The following is a 22,575-nucleotide window of genomic DNA, read 5'->3' on the forward strand; positions in this document are numbered from 1 at the left end:
GACTAGTGGATTAATTCCATCCTGGGTTATTGGTTGTAATATTCGTATTGACCCCTACCGCTGTATTTGGGATCGGGTACAACAAGTGTTTATCCGTTCTGCTTTTTAGTACGCCAACTTCATCTACCCCGCCGATCCTGTTCATGACGTCGAGATAAATGCCCCATCGAATCAAATCCCACCGGCGGTCTCCCTCGAGGGCAAGTTCCATCGCACGCTCTTCCAATACTGCCGATCGGAATGCAACCTGATTATCGATGTTGCCATCTCCGGTGAGGCGATGTGGCGTGGCATTACTACGTTCGCGCACCTGATTCAGTTTGGCCAACGCTGCGGCGCGTGCTGCTCCACTGTTTTCGACCTCATTGGCTGCCTCGGCATAGATTAGCAGGACATCGGCAAAACGTAAGAAATACCAGGCGGCATCTGTTCGTTCTATTTTATTGTCACTTACATCCGCATATTTTGTTAAATAGGCTAGGAAGTCTGCTGATTTTTCACTTCTATAATTTGCGCCATCGTTGAACGGAGCCTCGGGGGGCACAAAAGTACCGCTCGAATTGGTATATCCCTTTGCTTTACGGGTCCATTCTTCATTGTTGGGGTAATAAGAGCCCCCGCCCCAGCTGGCATCGCCGCCCTGTCTGATCCATCGATGCATCACTCCGCGCACAATCCGATAATCTTTGCTTTCAAAGAGTTTATACCAATGGTCCCGCATTCCCCACCATAGTCCGGTTTCAATGTTGCCTTTGGCATTATAAGTGCCGGTATAGCCAGCAGAGAATTGTACTCCGTAGTTTGCATTGCCAGCCACCGACTGCAGCGTCCAGATATTTTCGCTGCTGTTGCGGTTGGCTCTCAAAAACACCTGGTCATAAGGCAATAATGCATAAGCACCATACTTTCCGTTGATGACTTCAAGGGCTTTATCACGCGCTTTGGTAAAATATTCTTGTGCATTCAAACTCGCATACCCAGCGAGCTGTTTCTTGCTCACTGTAAATGTCGCCGGACTGGTAAACACTTTTTCAGTTCCGTTCATCGTAAAGGGAACTCCGCCCCGGACATTTACATTACCTGTCGCCAAGGCACCCGATCCCATTGTCACATATACCTTTGCCAATAACGATGCTGCAGCGCCCGCAGAGGCTCTCCCTGGCTGAAAACCGGCATCTGTATTTTTGTACATCATGGTCTCGGCCTGGGTAAGCAGGTCAATGATATGTGCATACACAGTCGGTATTGGCTGACGCGGCTGATTGATATCCCCACCAGCGTTGACGGTGATCGTGTGAATGGGCACTTCTCCAAATGCACGTACCAACAGAAAATAGGCATATGCTTTTAGGAAATTCAATTGTCCGATTGCATTGTTTTTTACCGGCTCCGACAGCGTCTTCATCGGGGTAATATTTTCGATCGCCAGGTTGGCGCGGTGAATGAGATTATAGGGTCCTTCCCAGGTCATTTTGGTATAATCATTATTCTGGAAATTGCCCGCGCCCAAATTGCCGAACGACCAATCGGGTCCCGACATGTAGTCACAATCAAACTCGAGTGCCGGAGGGAAAACGTTCCAGCGAAACATATCATCTAAGAGCTTGCTGTAGGTACCCGCTACCCACTGATCCGCCCCTGTTTCAGAATCAGGAATACTTTCGGGTTCGATAAAATCAAATTTTTTCTCCTCAATCATTTTTGCGCAGCCCCCGATAACCGGCAATCCCAATAGGGCCAGTAGTGCATACGTTATATAGGTTTTATTTTTTTTGGTCAACATAATCATCAGCGTTTAGGAATATTAAAAATCAGCTTTTAAGCCCAGCGAAAAATTTCTACTCGTCGGATACGAATAGATATCTACCCCTTTTCGTGAAGGGTCGCCTGCGAAAGCGTTCACATCCGGATCAAACCAGCTGTATTTTGTAATCGTAAAGAGATTGGTCGCACTCGCATAGATATAAAGCGCGTTGAGACCTTTGAAAGGATTATTGAACGTGTATCCGACATTGACATTTTTGAGGCGCAAGTAAGAACCATTTTCGACGTACCTGTTGGAGGTCAACATGGTCCGTGTATAACCCGCCACCGCCTTTGGCCAGCGCGCATCCTGTGGGTTTTCAGCTGTCCATCGGCTATCGTATAGCTTTTGGGGAATATTGCCAATGTTTCCCATTTTCATATCCATCAGATTGGCATTCAAAATATCGTTCCCTACAGATCCCTGCACGAAGAAGCCCAGCGTAAAATTCTTATATTTCAAGTTATTGGTCACACCAAAGACAAAATCGGGATTGACATTGCCAATGACCGTGCGGTCTGCAGTCGTAATTTCGCCGTCGCCATTCAGGTCGCGGTATTTGATTTCTCCAATTTTGGACGTTACCAGACCGTTACTTTCATTGGCATACACTTTTTCTGCTCGCACCTCTGCCTCATTATCATAAAATCCGTCTTCCACATAGCCAAATATTGTTCCGATCGGATAGCCATTGCGCTGCAAGAAGATGTTGTCTGCATTGTACCACAGCCTGTCTGAAAAGGCGTCTGCATTTAACCCCTGTACTTCATTGCGATTGAAGGAAATATTGGCATCAATATTCCATTTGAAGTGATCACGATTTATCGCTGCAAATTTACCTGTTATTTCGAGCCCTTTATTGGTGACATTGCCAGTTGAATTTATCCACATATTCTTAAAACCAACATCGCTGCCGATTGGAATATTCTGCAGCAGACCGTTTGTCTTTTTGTAGTAAGCATCCACTGTTAATTGAATCCGGTTATTTAAAAAAGCCATGTCTACCCCAGCATTAAATTGATCCGTTACTTCCCACTTCAGGTTGGGATTGAGCGCACCGCGCCAGTCCACCTCAGCAAAACCACTGTTGAGACTTCCATTGATGGGGTAATTGGCCACTCCCAACACCGCTTTTGTTTGATACGCATTTACGCCTTGATTACCGGTCTGCCCATAGCTTACCCGCAATTTGAGGTCATTGAAAAAATTCAGGTCTTTTATAAACTGTTCGTCGGACATACGCCATGCCAATGCTCCAGACAGAAAGTTTGAAAATTGCTGCCCTACAGTTAGGCGGCTGGAGCCATCCCGTCTTATGGAAGCTGTAGCGATATACTTACCCTTATACGAATAATTTGCGCGTCCCAATAATGAAACCATTGCTGTCTGTCCACGATTACTGATGAGCGCCTCCGGATTCAATGCTGTTTGCATATTAAATTCTCCTGTAATATCGTTCGGAAAATTGGTGGCGCTCATGGATTTGCCGCCATAGTCTGCCCGTTCATAGGTAAAACCGGCGACAGCGTTTAGATTATGGTCCTGTTTGAACGTTTTATCGTAGGTTAAGATCGATTCGGCCGTCAAATTTTGATACCAGTTATCGCTCTGCCCGCCCATTCCATTGCGTGGTGTACGCCCTTCCTGGGTATTTCGGTTATAATAGGTATTGCGGTTGTTGTTGGTATAGCCAAAACCAAAATTCTGGCGAAAAGTCAAATTGGGTAAAATCTTTACACTGGCATAAGAAGAGGTGAATATCATATTTGATTTGAGCTGATCTTTTGCCGTATTGACATACACCCCAGGATTAGAGGCCAGCCAATTGAGCTGATCGGACTCGATCGTAGACATGTTGGGACCGTACGTTACCGGGAATAGCAATGCCGAACGTATAATCCCGTAATCGTAGGCATTCGATTTTGCGAAGTTATTTGTACCGTTGGTATAGTTTATATTTGATCCGAGTTCGAGCCAGCTGCGCACCTTTCGTCCCACATTAGCGCGAAACGCAATACGCTTATAGTCTGACCGTTTGATGATGCCCCGCTGATTGAGGTAGTTACCCGATATCATATGCCATCCTTTATCACTTCCACCCGAAAGGCTCAAATTATATTCTTGTTGCAAGCCATTTTGATAGATTTCGTCCTGCCAGTCGGCACCTTCCACCATAGAGGTGTTTCCATGTTCGTCTGTGCGCAATCCCGGTGACAAAAAATCTTCAGGGGATGGATTATACGTACCGTGGTCAAAGCTGCCCTGTTGCGGATAAGACCATATTCCAGCATAAGGAAGTGTGGAATAATTCAGCCCTTCATATTTCTTACTATTGATGGCCTGTTCGTTGATGTAGTTGGCATAGGTGTAGGGATCGAGCATTTTGATCTTTTTGCCCAACTTCGAAACACTTAAATTTGACGTAAACTCGACCTTGTCGACGCCATTTTCGCCTCTTTTGGTGGTGATGATCACCACGCCGTTCGCGCCTCTAGACCCATAGATGGCGGTAGCTGAGGCATCTTTAAGCACCTCAATCGATGCGATATCATTGGGGTTAATGGCGGCTAATGCATTTGAAGTCTGCATATTATTGCTATTGGCCGAGCTAGCTGGTGTAGACCCTGTTTCAAAAGGAATGCCATCCACAATGTAAAGTGGCTGCGAACTGGTCGTAAAGGAGTTGGTCCCCCGGATGGTAATGGATACACCAGCACCTGGAGCCCCATCGTTCTGGTTGACTGTGACACCCGCCATCCGTCCTTGTAGTGCCTGATTGATACTTGGCGCCGGGTTTCCGGCCAGGATATCATCGGCTTTTACCTGGCCAACCGATCCCGACATGTCCCTCTTTTTTATCGTTCCATAGCCAATAACGACCACCTCGTCCAACACATCAGATTTTGGATTTAGGTATACCTTGATTGACTGCCGCGCGGTGACTTTTACCGTGCGTGTCTCCATACCCAGAAACGATATATACAGATTGTCTCCTAAACTGACCTCAATTTGGTAATTGCCCTTTTCGTCTGTCAGCGCAGTTTTTCCTGCACCGTTGCGCACCGTTGCTCCGGCTATCGGTAAATTGGTCTGTTGGTTTATTACCTGTCCCGATAGCTGCAGTTTTTGGGCAAAAGTAAGCATCGGAGTAAGGCCAGCAACCATACAGGCATAAAAGATTTTTTTGATCATTTTTGAGTTCCCTTAAAATTGGTTATTTAAATTGCTTTAACTACTTCCAAAACTAACAACAATGGGCACTCAAGGCTAATACTTTTTTATCTTCTTCTCATGCTATTTAAACCAATAACAGCATTTACAACTTTTTAAAGTAGTGTATAACCTATATTTTTTTAGCCGTATGTATACATTCGGCTCACCAATAGAATTTAGAATTGCGGTATTTAGTCCGGAAATCTGTAGGGGTTGCTCCTTTCTTTTTCATAAAGGTGCGGTTGAAATTGGATAGGTTGTTAAAACCCGACAATAATGCAATTTCGGCAATGCTGTGTGTTGTATCCACCAGCATCCGGCTGGCGTGGCCCAGCCGAATATCGTTTAAGGTATCGACAAAAGTTCTGCCGGTCCGTTGTTTTAGAAATCTACTTAAAGAAACAGCGGTCATCCCGATCAGATCGGCGGCTTCACCTAGCGACACTTCCTGCTGATAATTTTTGGAGAGGTAGCGTAATACTTTTTCAACACGTCGGCTATCGTGCTGCCCGATACTGCTGTGAAAAGAACGACTGCAGAGTTCGCGCATGTGTACATCTTGTGATAAAATAAACAGGATATCATACAAACGTACCACAGAATGGAAGCCATCTTTTTCATAGGCGAGCTTTTTGATCGATTCCTGTACCGCTCGAATGGTTTGCAGACTGAACGTCACACCATACACTGCCTTTTCTACCAACTGTTTGATGGAACGGAATTGATTTTTGTTGAGTAGCGTTTCACCCAATAAATCCGGCTGAAACTGTATGGTGATTTCGGAAATATGTGTGGACTGACATTTATGGTCAAACCAACCGTGCTCGAGGTTGGCATTGGCGATCAGTGTAAGTTCGAGGTCTCCGATTTCCTCTATACTATCTCCTACGATACGTTGTGCGCCAGCCGCATTTTCAATGAAATTGAGCTCAAATTCTGAATGGACATGAATTGGAAAATCAAAACGAGACTTCTCTCGGGCAAATACCATGAAACAGTCTTTATCAGAAAGTGGTGTAACTTCGCGTAATATCATTGGTCTACTTGTTAGTCTATAAGGTTATCGTCGTCAATTATAAATGTCGTTTATTTTTTCGAATAAAAAAATAGCCAGTGCCGTTGCGATTTTATAGGCCGCTTTAAGGCACATTTCCTTTTGTTAACCGCAACACAACACGTTGAATTCGTGGTAAAAGCAGCAAAATAACAATGACCACCAGTACGCCCGTTAGCATCCAATCGTAATAATCGCGGGTAGCACGGGCCAATATTTGATGCCCTATCAGTTGATTAAAATAGCCTGTAGCTACTGCTTTTGCGGTAGACATATCGCTGCCGGCATGCATATATTGACTTTGAATATCCAATATCGTTAGCGGCAATTGCGGGTTGGTTTCTGTCAGTGCCTCCCGCACCTTCTCCCGAACCCCAGATTTTGCAACTAATTGTAGTTCGTTGTTTAATGCCAGGCTTAGGGTAAAACCTGTAAACCTGGCCAATATCCCAACAAGTGAGGCATTGATCGCAATTTTCGGCGGTGCTGATGAAGTGGTAAAGGAAACAATCGGTACAAATAACACCCCTGTGGCTACACCATAGATCAATAGGGGGAGCATAAAATCGACCGTCTCTCCCTGTACCGACACAAATAGGATCATATAGGCATAATAAATCGCCATGATTCCAAATCCAACAACAATCAGACGGATCAGATTATACCCCATCAGCACAAATCGGGAAGTAATAAACATACTCAGCGTGGTCCCCACAATGACAGCTGTCCATATCGGAATGGTGCTCAATGGATCATTGCCTAAAATTACCTCCAGGTAGCCATAAGCAAGCCCAGTGCTTCCTTTGAACAGGTAGAATGTAACAAGTAGGAATATCCCCAACACAAAATTCTTGGCCTTAAAGATCTGTAAATTGATCAAGGGTCTTTTGAGTTTTGATGCTCTGACGATCAAGAGCGAAAGAATAAGTAAATCACCGATACTAAGCATCAAAATGAGCGAACTATCCAACCATCCCAATTGGCGCCCATAGACCAGGATGTATCCCAACAGCAGAATGAAGGATACATAAAACAGATAGCCGATCCAATCCACCTGATACAGTGGAATCTTTTTGCTAAACCGGGCTTTACTGTTCATGGTTAACAACACCACCCCTGCCAGGATCATGAGCAGGACAATAAATCCGTAAAATAGCCAGTTAAAATCAAAGAAATACAGCATCACACTGTTGTAGATGGCATAGAACGGCACAGCAATTTGTATGCAGCCGTAAAGAAGACTATACGCAATTACCCGGGCGCGCACAGCATGCAATCTTGGAAAGATAAGCTGCAACACAATTCCCGACATCAATGCGCAGGTAATCCCCTGCAAAAACTGGCAGATAACAAACACGGTCCAATCTTTAAAATGAAAGCAGACCACCGAACATAATGCATTTATGGCCAAGGCAATCAGCAAATATTTTCTCGGCGCAAAATATTTGACTATCCGGAAGTCGAGTGCCAGGAATGCTACGGTAGAACCATAGATAACGACCATGCCATATTGTACATCGGTGGGCTGTATGCCGTAAAATCCCATTGCCGCAACCGGACTGCCGTAGAAAGCGAAACTAAATAAACAGGTCATCAGAATGGCAAATATGACGGATCGCGCCACCCACTCAGCTACCCAGGATCTGAAAATCGGTAGGTTATGTGCTTGCATCATTCCGCTTTTAAAACATATACATTGGCATTCATTCCGGCAGAAAGTTTTCCTAACTTTTCAGGCGTATCGGTTAATTTAATCCGAACCGGAATACGTTGCGTGATTTTCACAAAATTGCCGGTAGCGTTATCCGGTGGAAGCAGCGAGTAGCGTGAACCCGTTGTTGGCGAAAGCGACTCGATGGTACCCTTGAAGCGCTCATTCGGAAAGGCATCCACCTCAATAGCTACGGCTTGTCCGATGGTGAATTTGCCGATCTGTGTTTCCTTAAAATTGGCCATCACCCACTTTTCCTCAGCCTTGTTCACCAAAAAAGCCAAGGTTTGCCCGGGCTGTATCAGTTGACCTTCCTGAATCGTCTTTTTACCGATCTGCCCGTCAAAAGGTGCCGTAATAACTGTATATCGAATATCGAGCTGCTGCCTTTGTAGCAGGGTTTGCTTGATTTTTATCTCTGCCTGTATCGCCTGCTGCTGTGCGCTAAAATCAGTCAATTTGGATTCGGCTACCTGCAAAGCTGCATTCGCCTGATCATAATCAGCTTGTGCAATGGATAAAGCGGTAGTGACATTGTCAAATTTTTGCTGTGTGGTCGATTCATCTGCCAGTAGATTTTTATAGCGCCCAAATTCTCTCTGCTGCTGCTGCAATCTGGCTTTAGCGCCGGCCAATTGCGCTTTGATTACCGCAATACTTTTACGTTGCGTCTCTTCGCTTGCGGCCAATATGGGTAACTTGGCCTGTGAACTCTGCAGTTCTGCGGATGCAGCATCTTTTTTCAGTCCGTACTCGTCCAGTTCAATGACGACAAGGGTATCCCCTTTTTTAACCAGCTGGTTGTCTTTATACGCTATCCTGCTGATGTATCCGCCCACTTTGGCGTTTATGGGCGAGAGATAAGCATCTACCTGGGCATCGTTGGTCTGCTCATAGCGATACCCCTTTAAAAAATAGGTAGCTGCCCAAACCATTATGCCTACGAATAATGCAATGCCCAATCCTTGGGTTAGGCTGACCACAATTTTGTCTGTTTTATTTTTGTTCATGATCGTTGATTAAAGAATTCCTACAATAGCCAATAGTCTGATATGGCTTACTTTTACGTCTGTCTGTGCGGTTGTGCGGTTAAATTTTGCTTCCAATAGCGCATTTTCAGCCTCCATAAGATCGCTCAGCAATGATTCCTGATTTAAATAACTGCTCCTGATCACACGGACGGTTTCCGTCGTTTGGATGATTTGCTGTTCGGCCGTTTTGACACGCTCCAAAGCCTGCTGCTGTTGCAAATAAGCATCTTTAACCTGCAGATAGATTTCATCTTTTTGAATGTCTGCTTTTTCTTGCGCCTCCCTACTAACCACCTGGGCATGCGCGATTGCATGTTTACTTTTGAACAGGTTGTCAATGGCGTACTGCACTTTGATCCCTGTCTGGCCAAATCCCCACAGGTCATTTGAATACGGATAAAAGGAAATCTGTGGATAGGTGTAATTATAGTTCGCGTACAAAGAAACTTTGGGCAATACCATCGCTTTCATCTGCTTGACGTTCAGTTCGCTCCATGTGATGTCACTATGGGCTATTTTGTATGCCGGGGATTGGTTAAACGCCAGGTCTACATACGCGGTGTAGCGATCATCTTCAAAGACATTTAATGCAGCACTGTCTGTATGGGTGATTGCCAATGCGGCGTCGTTTGCACGCCCCATCAGTATATTGAGCCGTTGTTTGGCGATTTCAATCTTTTTTGTCAGATCGGAAAGATTGAGTTCCAATTGCGACAATTTCACCGAGGTTCTCAGCACATCACTCTTAAGCACAGTACCGTTGTTGTGCAGACTTTCTATTAATCGCTTTTGCTTTTTCTCTGCTTGGATCTCTGCGTCAAGAAAATCGTAGAAATGCAAAAACTTGTAGAGATCGAAATAAGCAACAGCGACATCATATTTTACGTGATGCTTTTGCTGCTCTGCTTCATACTGCTTTCGCGTCGTCTCTTCCTTTTTCAGGGCGATATTCCTTTTATCCTTCCCGCCGTTGTACAGATTAAAATTCAGGTTGTAGCCCACCCCATAGCCGTAGCCTTTTACAGGCACATCCTGCGGTGCAGCAAACAATCCATCGTCATAGATCAGAAATTTGGAATTGAGTTTTACATCGCCGCCCACCGATAGTTCGGGCAGCAGGCGGTCTTTGGCTTCCAAAATTGCTAGTTTACTTTGCTGCAGATCGAGGTCGGATAGTTTGAGCTGCCGGTTATTTTTCTCGGCCACGGTCCACATTTCTTCCAAACTTAAGGGTTCGATTTTTTCGGTCTGCTGCGCGTAAATAGCGGGCGCAACCAGCAGCAACAGTATGCCGAAAATAGGCTTGGCTTTTAAGCAGTTTTTGAGCATCTTTTTCATTGCATCAAAAACGAATGTTAAATCGCATAGGGGCATCAGCGGACTGGCATAGGCGCAAGCCAGCCAATACCGATACGATTTGTCCGTTTCTTCCGATGGAAGCGGCGATATTCGTTTATCGGGTTTTATGATTTTTTGTTCCATGTTGATTTTATGAAGATTAACACCGCAAAATTATCCAACACCGCAGACCAAGTTTTTATATAATTAGCCTATTATTTACTAAATTTGGCCACATGGATAGGCTTAGCGAATTAATCAACCGTGTGGATCAACATCCCGATTCCATCCTTGTCATGCGACAGCAGACCGAACAGCGCCTGCCTGCGCACCAGCACGACAAGGCGCAGTTGCTGATGGTGTATGGGGGCATTGCTTATCTGCAGACCGACGAAAAGGATTTCTATATTCCTTCCAATCATTATATCTGGATTCCAGCGCACTACCCGCACAACCTGATGTTTAATACGCAGGATCTGTACATTATCAATATTTACTTTCCTGCACAGAAATCGAGTGCTTTTTATGACGAGCTGGGTATTTATCCGGTGAGTAAGCTGCTTGCAGAAATGCTCCTGTTTAGCGAAAAATGGCAGGGTGATTACTGTGCCGGCTCATGGGAATTTGAGTTTTTGACCACACTTAAAGGCGTACTATCACAAGAAAAGCTCAAAAAATTCTCCATCCAACTGCCGACAACAGACGATCAACGGCTCAATGCTATTACGGACAACATTAGAAATCGGTTACATGAAGATCTCAGCCTGGATACCATTGCGCAGCAATCGGGCATGAGTGTACGCAGCCTGACCCGATTATTCCAGACCAAGCTGCATATCACTTTTGTTCAGTATTTAAAAATGCTGCGGATTATTCGGGCCATGGAACTGATCAAAGATAGCGATTTGAACATGACCCAGATTGCCTATGCCATTGGCTATTCAAATATCGCTGCATTTAGCAACAACTTTCAGCAACTCACCAATATGAGGCCGACAGAATTTAGACTAAAAAAGCGCTAATTCTACTGTTAACTCCCTATTTACATGTTACCAACTCCCAGCATTGATCGGAATTTTATCGGGTTCGCCTCGGGTCTTGTTCGAATTTGGGCCGAGGGGCACCCGATGCCCGTACGATGAAAATTGCTGTAAAGGCAGGAATTGGTTGGGAAAAGGTCGGGAGAAAGTGGCCAATTGCCTAAAAACGCCGCCCCAGGCGGGGCGGCGCTCCAATCAGCTCCATTTCAATAGGTAAAAATGTAGGGAAGACCGTACTACAGGCCGCGGTAATGTTGGCGCAGCCGCTCCACATCCACATCGCGGTAGTAGCGTTTGTTGTGTACGCGCTTGGCAATGCAGATATGCCCATCGCGCTGCAGCCGATAGAGGGTTTCGGTGGAGATGCCGACATGCGATTTGACATATTCGGCATCTCGCAGCAGCACATTTTCCTGTTCCAGCTGCTCCTGTAGGTCGAGGTATGTTGCGAGCTGACGCTTGACGGCCAGGAGTTCCAGTAAGATTAATTTTTGGGCATAGGCCTGCCCTGGACTTAATAGTAAGCCCCGGAGGTATTGTTTTTTGGGCATTGTTATTAATTTAAGGTTTATAAAAAGTGTATAACCCATACACCCATCAGGCGTATTGGCGTAATCTTAGCAGCCCCATCATACTCACGCTAATATCTAGATCGGTACGTTCAGGGAATAAAATCTTACGATTGACAACTTTCTTGGCAAAGTTGACACTCACAATAAAACCGCGGTGTACGCGCACGAAAGTACTTTTTGGTAGCATCGTTTGCACCTCGTCCATCGTGATGCGGTAGTTAAAATCGTCCTCTGCCTGCCGCAGGTGAAAGATTGCATAATTTTTACTGGACGATACCGCCAGGATATCAGTGAACAGTACAAATCGATCCATCTTTTTGAAGGTAAACCATTTCCCGATGGGCTCAATCTGGAAAGGCATGTTGATGTTTACATTTTTCTGATAGAGCGCGCGCTCGAAAGCGACAAAGAGATCGGGAAACCGCACCGGTTTGATGAGGTAGTCGGCCACCGCGATTTTGATGGCCTTGTAAGCATATTGATCTGAATGGGTACATAGAATAACCGGCGGTCTCTTTGCCTGCGGCAGTGTCTGGTACAGATCCATCCCCGACATCTCGGGCATCTCCACATCCAAAAGCAATACATCCGGGGGATTGTCCATGATGCTGTTGAAACCATCAATCGGTTTTGTAAAACACCGCACTTCACCGACCTCATTGATTTGTCGGAATGCGCTCGCTGCGATACGGTTATCGTAGGGATCGTCGTCAATAATCATTACATCGTATTTTGCCATTACCTGGGTTTATAAAAGTTAGTTTAACATTAAAATAGGGTGAACTGTCGGTCACTTCCATTCGTTGTCTTCATTCGTATTAAAACTGTTGCTAGGATCATCATATCACTGAAATTTTAAGCTAAGATAATAATTAAACATAAACATGTCAAGTTATAATTTTAAAACAATTTTTTTACCGATATTATTAATTAACATTTAAGCCGCAACGATACTACAACGTATGGCCAGCGACATTACATGATAACAACCTGATTAACAATAAATTTTACCACCCTTATTTGGTCATTTAAGTCCCCTTTTCGCCGTCTATTATCCACTTTTCTTTAGCAACGAAAAATTTATCATTTAACTTATTTTCGTGCCCATTTACTAGGCATTGCTTTGGACCATTGCGTGTCAACGCTACAAATATGTGCATTACATTTTATCTATAGAAGTAATGGGAAATAAAGTAATTTATAGGGACGAATAGGTTTATTGCATACAAGTTCAATTGCATCATTCCTACTTATCCCTGTATATACCCTTTTTAACCCTATTGAAAACCTATATTTCCCAAAAATTGCTATCTCGTTATAAGTTTGATAAATTGCTGCTCCATGTTAGACAGGCAAAACGACCAAATGCTTACATATGAGGAGAAATAAACATGCGCAGCTCGACCTTTTTTTTAAGGATATCCTTCCCCATTGGCGAGAAGATATCCCCGAGCTATCGTCACTCTTGGAAGCGGAAAAATTCGTTAAGGGCGAGCACCTGGTGAACGACTGGGGCGATCTGTATCTGATTACCGAGGGGATTTTTGGCAAATATGAAAAGACCTGCCCGGTACGCTATGCCCTTGCCGGCGAATCGCTGATGATCCCTAATCAGAAGCACAATTATCGCTTTGTTGCGCTGAGCGACTGCCACACATTTCGCACCTCATTCCGTCAACTGGAAGCGATCAATGCATACAACCCAAAGGTTTTTTACCTGTACGCCCACCTCAAGGATAAGCAGCTCGGCTATCTTGACTATCGGCACAAACTGCTGTCGCTGCACAATCAGGACAAATATGATTTTGTTTTTAATCATTATCCTGAGCTCCTTGCATACATTACGCAGAAGGAGCTCGCTCAATTTATGGGCATCAGTATGGAGCTGCTCCGGCGGATGATGCGGGATAGGGCGTACTAAGCTTCACGCCGATGGAAATATTACGTCCCGGCAGGGGAGCTAGATATTTGAGTATGGAATTTTGAGGACGTGCTTCCACATTCAATAGATTATTGCCTGAAATAAAGTAGCGCATTTCATATCGCTTTATACGCACCTGGTAACCCAGCTGTGCCGCCAGTAAGGAATAAGATGGCATAGCAGGTTCTAGGTTTATATTTTTACCGAGATAACGTTGTTTGAGGTAGCGGTCAAAATTAGCGTTGCCGGCAAACTTCTTATAGCGAAACGCCACAGCCCATCCATACCTGCTGGTGGGGAGGTTGGGCATAAAGTCTCCTTCCGCCCACTTGCGCATGCTATCGTCCGAGGTATTTCTATTTTTGACCAGATCAGCGAACGCATTGAATGCCACGTGGCCGTCGGTCGACCATGCATAAGTATAGCTCCCCATAAGCTCCCATCCCCTAATCTCGGTGTCTGATGCGCGCCATTCCTTCACCAAAAAGCCTCCAGCCCGAGAAAGGCCGGTATGGGCCAGATACAGATAGTTGGTAAAAAAACTGCGGTAATGCGTCGCCGACAATTTTAATCCGCCATAGTTTATGCCACCGGACAGCTCGTAGGCATTGGCGCTTTCTTTAGCGAGGCGATCGTCACCATTTTCTTCCACTAAGATTGCAAAATGGTCATTTCCGGCATACAGTTCATTTACCCCGGGTGCACGCTCAGCATGTGTATAGGTGGCCTGTACATAGCCCATGCCAGCAATTGAATAGTTGATATCTCCCGAAAAATGGTTTAACTTAAAATCCCTGTCGGAAAGATTCCCTCCGGCCAAGCCCCTGCTCCGCTGGTAAGTTGGATCGGAAAGGGTACGCCGGGCCACCCAATCGTGCCGATAGCCTACATGGACAGCGACAGGTTTGAACGCTATGGTCTGCAGGGTAAAGACCCCACCTTCCCGACTCAAATTGTTGGGTATATAACGCCGCTCCCCTTCCCCTTCTATAGCGGCAATGGAAAAATCTACTCCACTCACCGCAGACCAAAAACGGCTAAACTGTTGGGTTATTTCCGATCGAACCGCATGACGGGCACTGGCAAATTTATTGACCCGATACCTGCCCAGAAGCTCCCGATCATCCGATAGCTCACCTCTATACTGCAATTTGACCTCGGGTATCAGCCGCGTTTTGGGTTGATAAGCAGATTCCAACTGCCAGGCATAGGCATAGCTGCGCGTGTTTATCGGTTCATAGATCGGCGTCCATGTCGTGGGGGTATGGCTATGCACCGGCTTATTGCGCTGCGCGAAACCGGGTATACCGTAATAACTCTCGAGGGCATAAAGTCCGAGGCCTACCTGAAAGTTGTCCCTGATGTAACTGGCGCCGGCGTTGATGGCCTGTTTCGCGGCATGGCTATTGGGCATCACACCACGCTGCACCGGGGCATAATCTGTAATGCCGTGCACGACTTCCGTATACAGGGGCGTATTGGGATCCTGCCCAGCGACATATTTGTTATTTCGGGGATTGGGCACCTTTTCGCCGTTGATAAAAGAATAATCTTCAAAGGTATACAGGTCTGCCTCCGACAAGCCCCACCTGGGGTCGTTTAGATTATCGATCACAAACTGGCTCAGATAGGGATACAGCGTCAGGTTGCGGATTGTTTCGCGGTCGACATTGACCTGCGCCATATCGGCCGTCAAATGGTCGATCTTCGGATCGTAAGCAATCGGGGCCTTGGTATTGCCCGGGATCTTGAGGTTGCCGTGCGCGAGCCGCATGCCACCGATATGGACTACCCCATATTTTCCAACATTGGTATCAAAGGCAAGCGACTGGCTATTGCCGCTATTGGTGCCCAACTCGGCCTTGGCCTGAGCGGAAATTCCACCTTGCACCCGCACTGCCGGAATCGTATTGTCTTTGACATTAACTGCACCGCCAATTGCTTTTCCGCCGAAGAGCACGCTCGTGGCCCCCTTGTAAACCTCTATTTCGCGTAGATTGTCCATATCGAAATTTGGGTTGAGGTTTGGGCTGATTCCCGACAGATCATTGATGGATAAACCATTGGACAGCACACTAACCCGGCTTCCACTGAGGCTACGGATCATGGGCACACCTGAATTGGGACCAAAAGAAGCATTTTGAACCCCCGATATATGACTCAATTTTTCGCCGAGCGTTTGCGCCTGTACACGCTCCAACTGATTGCGGTCTAGCCTCGTCTTTCGCTCATTTCCCGACACTATGCCGATGGCTTCGGCGGTGGGGAGTGTAATGTTCCGTAAGGTGTCCACTGCGGATCTGCGCTGCGCCTGCACCGTATTTGCGGTAGCCAATAGCCCCAGCGCTGCTAAAAAAAGTTGTCTCTGATGGTGTGACATGATGTAACCTGTTCCTGTTTGCGTTGCAAAAATAAAAAAGAAAACATCAAATGCAATATTGTTGCAATAATAATTTTCAATGATTACCTTCGTCAAAATTTTTTACCACATGAAATACATCAACACAAAACTCGCGCTGGCAGCAGCGCTGATGCTGCTACTCGGAACGGCATCATCCTGTAAAAAAGAAACCGCATCCACTCCCGCCGACATCTCGCTTTCGTTACCTGCGGCGGTGAGCCTTCGCTACGGCGAAACTCAGGAGATTAACATACCGAATGCCCCTTCTTTCCCTGCAGGGATAGACGTCAGCTTTGACTTTTCGCAAACAGCAGAAGTTAATCTGGGCAACGGCGGCAAGCTGCGTGAAAAAATGCAGCAGGCTATTCAGTATGATAGCGAAAAGGGCAGCATACAGGTCAACAGTGCCCTACTCTATCCCAATGGTGCTCAATCGGGTAGCGCACGCATCCCCGACTCGTACAAAGTCACCGTAATCGCCAAAGCGTCCAATGGAACCGTGGTGGCCAAAGAAGACTTTTCATTGAAGATAACGGCGGGAACCCTTGCGATCAAAGGACTAAAAACTGGCAGCGAATTACCCTACGCCTATGTGCTGTACGGCGACGAATCTGCTGCTTTTGAAATCGATCCCCAAGGCATCCCAACAACAGGTGCCAGTTTTCAGCTGTCTTCTGCCGGCGGGCAGGACAATATCGCTTCGATAACGGGTACGCAGGTCACATTATCAAAAAATGCAGGCGATCCGGCCAAGAAAGCTGAAAAGGCGTACGAGCTCAGCCCCGAATTGCGGAAAGATGGCTTTCCTGTGGCCTCCACAACCTTTCGGGTGATTCTGATTCCACAAATTAAATTTTTGTTCGGCCAGTATTATCCCGACCTCAACCTGACCATCGATTTTAGCCTGATCCACATCGGTCTGTCCAATGGCTATGTCTCTGCAGCACCCACATTGTATCCCGAAAACTATAAATCGACGTTTGAACTGGTTTCGATACAGAAAGATGGCGTTGCCTTTGACGATAGCGAAAAGCTGTTTAGCGTCAATGCCCAAACAGGTGCTGTTACCGTGAAAAAAAGCGACAATTTAAAAGCGGGGAGTTATCAGATCACTGTAAAGGCGCTGACCACTACCGGTCTCACATTTAACGCCAAACTTACCTTAGCCATGTCTGCAGGATAATAGCTATACCCAAGTTACCGTAACCGAAGCATTGCGGTAACTTGGATGCTATTTCTCGCTGTTTAGCTCGACAGCGCTTCGAGCATGGTATAGGTTTTAAAGATACTGAGCAGAAGCGCAAACAAGAGGCAGTACAAAAGCACATCGATTTCCTTGGCCAGTTTGATCGCAAAAACAATGATAAACATGAATGGGCAGACCGCTATAAAAATAAACATAGCTGTTGCTATAGCTTCAAAAATATCCTCATCGTAATTCATCAGCAAGAGCATGATGCCGACGTAAAATAGCCATACCACCAGTGGGGACAGAAAGCATATCAGCAGTTTCCAGAGCAAACTGAGCTTTAGGGTTTTAGATATTGCTGTGCGCTTATTCTTGTACAACAGGAAGCACATCGCACCTACCGCTAAAGTCAGCATCGCCAATTGCACATAGGTATTAAAAATGGTGTCGGCACGTGTGTTTACCTTCGAAGAGGACTTGAGTTTATCCCCGCTATACTGCTTTACCTGCGTTTTCTCGCCGTTGACAAATGTCTGTACCACCCTATCGTTACTGCTACTATCGCGGAGTGTCCAGGTAGCATCTTCCAGTCCCATTTTATAAAATCCTTCTATGACCCGCGTATTACCTTTTGTTCTTAGCAATGGTCCATCGAGGCGTCCGCCGTTAAATCGCAACGAATCCGTGCCCTCCTCCGTTTGGATGGTGAGCTGGGTGATTGTTCCAACAGGAATACGCGTTGCACTGTCCCCGATAATGCTTAACACGTCCTGATCGAGCTGTTGGATATTTTTATTTTTATTGTAATCATCGCTCCGGGCAGGCCTGTTGGTATATAAATAATCTATTTTAACAACAAGCAGCGAATCTTTTTTATAAAATTGAAAGCCATAGTAAGGTTCAAAATTCTTGAGTGTCGGATGCTTTAGTAAGACATACTGCGGTTGCTCAAAAACTTGAATATATCGCGGCTGTGTGGTGGCACAAAAAGCGAACATAGCCACCATACCGATCAGGTAAGTACTTAGGCGCAGCATGAACGCGGGCGGGATGGCAGTCCGGGATTCGCTCTTTGTATACAACCAGGCCAAACCGATCATGGGCAATGCCATGAGATCGGAAAGATCGACTGTCCGTCCTACAGCAAAATAAGGATTCATCCATTGGATGAGCCCCGTCGAATACTCACTTTTCCAAAAGGTAAATAGCACTGCTGTGGCTATAAAAATCAGGGCTTTCCGTTTGGGAAAGATTGCCGACCAGAAAATAGGGAATATAAAAAGCCCACTAAAATCGGAGATCTTTCCTGTCAGCACATTGTGAAATGCCCCTTTTAAATAGAAGTCGTTCACGAGCAGCAGCACCAGAAAAAGAATAAAAAGTGGCGAAGCGAGAATCCTTAAGCGTTCATACATAATTTACGTTACCTTTTGTATTGATACCCCATTATACCATTTGGTAACCTTTTTCATCACGATATGGTTTAATGGGCGGGCCTCTTTTTTTACTGCTACTGGAAAAACCACCAGACACAGGCTGTAAAAACACGTCTTCACAAGGCACTTCAACGAACTAAAGGAAATTCTGATATTCTTAGCGTTGTACAACCGTATGGAATTAAACTTATTTCTTCAACATTGCCCGCGCCCTTACTTACAGAAAATGGTAATGGGCCTGCCATCTCATTATACAAATTCCAACTTAAGATTTCTTTGGCTTTTGTCCTGATTTTGATGGGGGCATATTCCTTATTCCAGAAAAATTTTGACTTCTGTTTATTGGTATCAATGATTACTTCAAAATGCTCATTAATATTTTCTTTCTTAAATTCTAAGATACCGTAATTCCACTTTGTCGGCGAAGTAACTTCATAATAATGATCACCAAACTGTGGTTTATCATTATTTGTAAATTCCTTTTTCACCCAATTCTCCTCCATTTCCAGGCCATATACCAGCGGTCCACGTTCGACTGCAATTGAATTTTCGAACCATCGACTGGTTTCGACTTCCATAGGGAGTTTCAACTCCACCCTATCTCCACTTTTCCACTTTCTGTTGATCACAGCGATATCTCCGGACTTGTGTACTTCGATTTGTTTGCCGTTAACACTGAGTATGGGTTGGTTAGTCCAGGAAGGTATACGCACATGGAATGGGAACTCGACTTCCCTATTTTTTTCATCTGGAAAATTCACAGAAAATTTGATCAGGTCATCAACAGGATAGTAGGTTTCTTCCGTAATATGTACGGCATATTTTCCGTCACCGACGGTGGCTACCACTTCAGAAGGAGAGAATAGCAATGCCGCGATACCTTTATCGGCAGTTGCATACCAAAGGTTTTGCGTAAACTTTGGCCATCCTTGGTGCATATTCGAAAAACAACATGGATATCCTGAAAGTGTACCATAGCAGACGTCAGTTCCTTCATGATGCGCATCTTCGTAAAAATTACGTGTATGGCGGGTAACAGCGACCTGATTGGCCTGCTGAAAATACTGTTTATCCATAAAATCATCACTTACCTGTGAAGGGAGAGCATTGAACGCAATCCGTTCAATATGATCAGCAAATCCTACGTCACCTGTAATTTCCAACATCTTTTCCAACGAATACATCAGCTCCACAGCAGAACAAAGTTCGGAACCCTGCGTCGGATTGTTACCATGTAAGCCCTCATCCCCTCCAAACATACCCTGCGGCAGTCCATTGTACTTCCTAATATCGGCCAGTCCTGTTTTGACAGCTTGATAATACATACTATCCGGGTTTTGCTGGTAGTAAATAAGTGGCTCTTTCAACCCCTGCGCCAGATTGACGCAATGGATTGAATTGAACTGACTAAGTTTATTACTTTGCAGGAACATATTGACAAAATCATAACTTTGTTGATGGAGCAAATGGCCTAAATCCAGTAAAAATTTTTCACCAGTAATATTATAAAGCCAATAGACTGCTTGCAAATTATCTGCAGCCCGATACTTTGCCCAAAAGGTCCAGTTATCGAGTGGCTTACCAGGTAGCTCTTTCAACTGGTATTTGAAATAACTGGAAAAAAAATTAATTACCCGTCTATCTTTTGTGGCTGAATAATATTGTTGCATTATCTTCAGCACCACCATTCTTGGCCACCAATCTGCTGCATTATCGCGTTGGATCCCAGTTTCATCGGGATAATCTTTAGCTGGCCCAAAGTTTCCGTCCTTTCGCTGACTTCCTAAAATTGACTCTATCCATGGCTGCACTTTATCCTTAAGCTGTTGGTCATTTAAGATATAAGCTAAGGGCAGCAAGCCATCGATCCAATATGGACCTCTTTCCCATTGATCACCATCTCCGCCCAACCAACCGTTGCGATTGCCCATAACTTGCGGGTACAATTCATCCATTTTGCCAGTAGCACCATTTTTTTGTCGTTCTAGCATCTCCAATAACCAACCTTTGGGCTTGATGCTTCCGATAGGCAATTCGATATATGGCTTCTCCATTAAGGGAAGCCTATTGTTCAGATAAGAATTACGGATGCCGGTCTTCTGTGAAAAAGCAATGGAAGGAATGGCAATCCATAGTGAAAATAAGAAATATCGCGTCTTCATGATCATGTAGTTTTATCTGCAATGCAGATTGTTGTGTTAATTAAGAGGTATATGGTGCTTATTTATAGTTTGGATTTTGTTGCAAATTAGGATTAGCATTCACGACATCCTGCGGAATAGGATAAACAACACGAAAATCTTCACTAGCCTGATGAGACAGCCATTCAGCTTTGGTATAATGGCCAAATCGAATCATGTCACGTCTCCTGAAAGTTTCTCCTGCCAGTTCCCAGCCAAGCTCGTCATATAATCTCCCGAATTGTGACGGATAAGCCTTAGCCTGGGGAGTTAAAATATAATTCTTCACCAAACCGTATTTATATTGCGAAGGACCAAGCAGCTGCTGACCCGTAACGACTGCTTTTGCAGGTATGTTTTTAAAAGCCCTTTGACGTACCTGAGTAACTAATTTGGCAGCTTCATCATTGCGCCCCATACGTAAGAGACACTCCGCCTTCATCAATAATACTTGCGCATAACGAAAGATTACGTAGTCATTACTCAAGGATGAACGGGCTTCGTTCTTAACTTCGTATTTCAAATATCGCAGTCCCTCTGCCTCACTGGTGAAAATTCCGTCCGGCATGCGGTTAATAAATACCAAAGGCTGGCCAATCTTATCGTATGAACCCAATAATGGCGTACCATCAGCCGCATATTGTGGACCCGAAAGCCATGTAGAAGCTAACCGGGCATCGTCTTTGTCGTAAGTATCAACAAATTGAGGGGTTCCTTTATAGGCTCCAGCTCCCCAGGGACTACTTTGAAGATTGTAGGTTCGTTGGTTAGCGCCATGTAAAGCTGCCAGATGGTAATTAAAACCTTGGGCAAAAACCTCGTCAAAAGGAATCACAAAGATATTCTCTCCAGAGCGTTCATTATCCGTTTTAAAAGGATCGCGATAATCGGGATCCAATACATATTTACCGGAAGCGATAATCTCGTCTGCTTCTTTTGAACAGGCTTCCCATTCTGGCTTACCTGTATAAACCTCGGCGTTGAGATATACATTTGCCAATAAGGCTTTGGCTGCCCAACGGTTAAACCTTCCATAATTCGATCCACTTTTTTCTGTTGGCAGGGTATTAATCACCTCATTTAGTTCTTTCACAACGAAATTGAATATTTCTTTCCTGGGCGTAGTGCCCGGCATATCGCTAGAGGGTGTTATTACCAACGGAGCGTCACCGAAATTATCAAGTATATACCAATAATAAAAAGCCCTCAAAGCCCTCGCTTCTGCAATCAGCTGATCTTTATTTTCGTTAGCAGCAAAAGGAAACCCATCTTTTTCAATCACAGCAATAACATTTGTGCAGAGGATGGCACCCGAATAAAATAGTGTCCACATGCGCTTAACATGTGCCTGCGTTGCGTCCCATTTATGTTGGTGCATGCGGCGAAAATTTCCGCCATCATCCCATCCCGAACCATTGGCAGGAAAAATAGCTTCGTCAGTAGAAATTGCCTGCGCAATACTAATTCCCAACCCCGCTCCAGCGTCGGTCCATCCCTTAAGATTGGCATAAGCCGCGCCAAGTTGACGTGTAGCATCCCCGGGCGAATATTGATAACTGTCTTCGGAGATTTCGGAATAAATATTTTCCTTTAGATCGGTACAAGCCGAAAATGTTGTCAGAGTGAATGTCATTGATAAGACAATACCTGAAATGTATCTCAAATTCATAATAGTGGTTCTAGTT

The 22,575-nt window shown here is 45.1% G+C and carries 15 protein-coding genes; 3 read left to right on the plus strand and 12 right to left on the minus strand.

The window, feature by feature from the left end; translation table 11 throughout:
• Positions 1-10: 10 nt before the first annotated feature.
• The 6 genes from B3139_RS05325 to B3139_RS05350 all read right to left on the minus strand — a co-directional run bounded on the left by B3139_RS05325 (position 11) and on the right by B3139_RS05350 (position 10,295).
• Positions 11-1,783, minus strand: coding sequence for a RagB/SusD family nutrient uptake outer membrane protein (locus tag B3139_RS05325; RefSeq protein WP_293880529.1), 1,773 nt, complete (start codon positions 1,781-1,783; stop codon positions 11-13).
• A gap of 21 nt (positions 1,784-1,804) precedes the next feature.
• A complete protein-coding gene (locus tag B3139_RS05330) occupies positions 1,805-4,996 on the minus strand; it encodes a SusC/RagA family TonB-linked outer membrane protein (protein WP_293880531.1) in 3,192 nt (1,063 codons plus the stop codon).
• 184 nt (positions 4,997-5,180) lie between these two features.
• A complete protein-coding gene (locus B3139_RS05335; RefSeq protein ID WP_293880533.1) occupies positions 5,181-6,053 on the minus strand; it encodes a helix-turn-helix domain-containing protein in 873 nt (290 codons plus the stop codon).
• A 103-nt stretch (positions 6,054-6,156) separates the two neighbouring features.
• Positions 6,157-7,746: an MFS transporter gene (locus B3139_RS05340; RefSeq protein WP_293880535.1), complete on the minus strand. Its 1,590-nt coding sequence runs from the start codon at positions 7,744-7,746 to the stop codon at positions 6,157-6,159.
• Positions 7,743-8,792, minus strand: coding sequence for an HlyD family secretion protein (locus tag B3139_RS05345; RefSeq protein ID WP_293880537.1), 1,050 nt, complete (start codon positions 8,790-8,792; stop codon positions 7,743-7,745). The genes B3139_RS05340 and B3139_RS05345 overlap by 4 nt, the downstream gene beginning before the upstream one ends.
• A gap of 9 nt (positions 8,793-8,801) precedes the next feature.
• Positions 8,802-10,295, minus strand: coding sequence for a TolC family protein (locus B3139_RS05350; protein ID WP_293880539.1), 1,494 nt, complete (start codon positions 10,293-10,295; stop codon positions 8,802-8,804).
• A 92-nt stretch (positions 10,296-10,387) separates the two neighbouring features.
• Between B3139_RS05350 and B3139_RS05355 the strand changes: the two genes are divergently transcribed.
• Complete coding sequence (locus B3139_RS05355; RefSeq protein WP_293880541.1) at positions 10,388-11,173, plus strand: AraC family transcriptional regulator; 786 nt, start codon at positions 10,388-10,390, stop codon at positions 11,171-11,173.
• A 254-nt stretch (positions 11,174-11,427) separates the two neighbouring features.
• Here B3139_RS05355 and B3139_RS05360 read toward each other — a convergent pair whose 3' ends face one another.
• Together B3139_RS05360 and B3139_RS05365 are read right to left on the minus strand one after the other, a co-directional pair.
• The gene (locus B3139_RS05360; RefSeq protein ID WP_293880543.1) at positions 11,428-11,742 is read right to left on the minus strand and encodes a MerR family transcriptional regulator; all 315 of its coding nucleotides are present in this window, start codon (positions 11,740-11,742) and stop codon (positions 11,428-11,430) included.
• 46 nt (positions 11,743-11,788) lie between these two features.
• The gene (locus B3139_RS05365) at positions 11,789-12,502 is read right to left on the minus strand and encodes a LytTR family DNA-binding domain-containing protein (protein WP_349676336.1); all 714 of its coding nucleotides are present in this window, start codon (positions 12,500-12,502) and stop codon (positions 11,789-11,791) included.
• 636 nt (positions 12,503-13,138) lie between these two features.
• Here B3139_RS05365 and B3139_RS05370 point away from each other — a divergent pair.
• Positions 13,139-13,684: a hypothetical protein gene (locus B3139_RS05370; protein ID WP_293880545.1), complete on the plus strand. Its 546-nt coding sequence runs from the start codon at positions 13,139-13,141 to the stop codon at positions 13,682-13,684.
• On the opposite strand, the gene B3139_RS05375 is transcribed toward B3139_RS05370, so the two are convergent.
• Positions 13,638-16,160, minus strand: coding sequence for a TonB-dependent receptor plug domain-containing protein (locus B3139_RS05375; protein ID WP_293880547.1), 2,523 nt, complete (start codon positions 16,158-16,160; stop codon positions 13,638-13,640). The genes B3139_RS05370 and B3139_RS05375 overlap by 47 nt on opposite strands.
• Positions 16,161-16,299: 139 nt before the next feature.
• On the opposite strand from B3139_RS05375, the gene B3139_RS05380 reads away from it, so the two are divergent.
• Positions 16,300-17,268 (plus strand): hypothetical protein, encoded by a 969-nt coding sequence (locus B3139_RS05380; RefSeq protein ID WP_293880549.1) that lies wholly within the window; start codon positions 16,300-16,302, stop codon positions 17,266-17,268.
• A gap of 62 nt (positions 17,269-17,330) precedes the next feature.
• On the opposite strand, the gene B3139_RS05385 is transcribed toward B3139_RS05380, so the two are convergent.
• The 3 genes from B3139_RS05385 to B3139_RS05395 form a co-directional block, all read right to left on the minus strand.
• Positions 17,331-18,689, minus strand: a complete 1,359-nt coding sequence (locus B3139_RS05385; protein WP_293880551.1) for a hypothetical protein — start codon at positions 18,687-18,689, stop codon at positions 17,331-17,333.
• A gap of 149 nt (positions 18,690-18,838) precedes the next feature.
• A complete protein-coding gene (locus B3139_RS05390; protein ID WP_293880553.1) occupies positions 18,839-20,872 on the minus strand; it encodes a beta-L-arabinofuranosidase domain-containing protein in 2,034 nt (677 codons plus the stop codon).
• A gap of 58 nt (positions 20,873-20,930) precedes the next feature.
• On the minus strand, positions 20,931-22,559 hold the full coding sequence (locus B3139_RS05395) for a RagB/SusD family nutrient uptake outer membrane protein (protein WP_293880555.1): 1,629 nt from the start codon (positions 22,557-22,559) through the stop codon (positions 20,931-20,933).
• Positions 22,560-22,575 lie beyond the last annotated feature (16 nt).

Source organism: Sphingobacterium sp. UBA1498 (assembly GCF_002325125.1).
Lineage (GTDB): Bacteria > Bacteroidota > Bacteroidia > Sphingobacteriales > Sphingobacteriaceae > Sphingobacterium.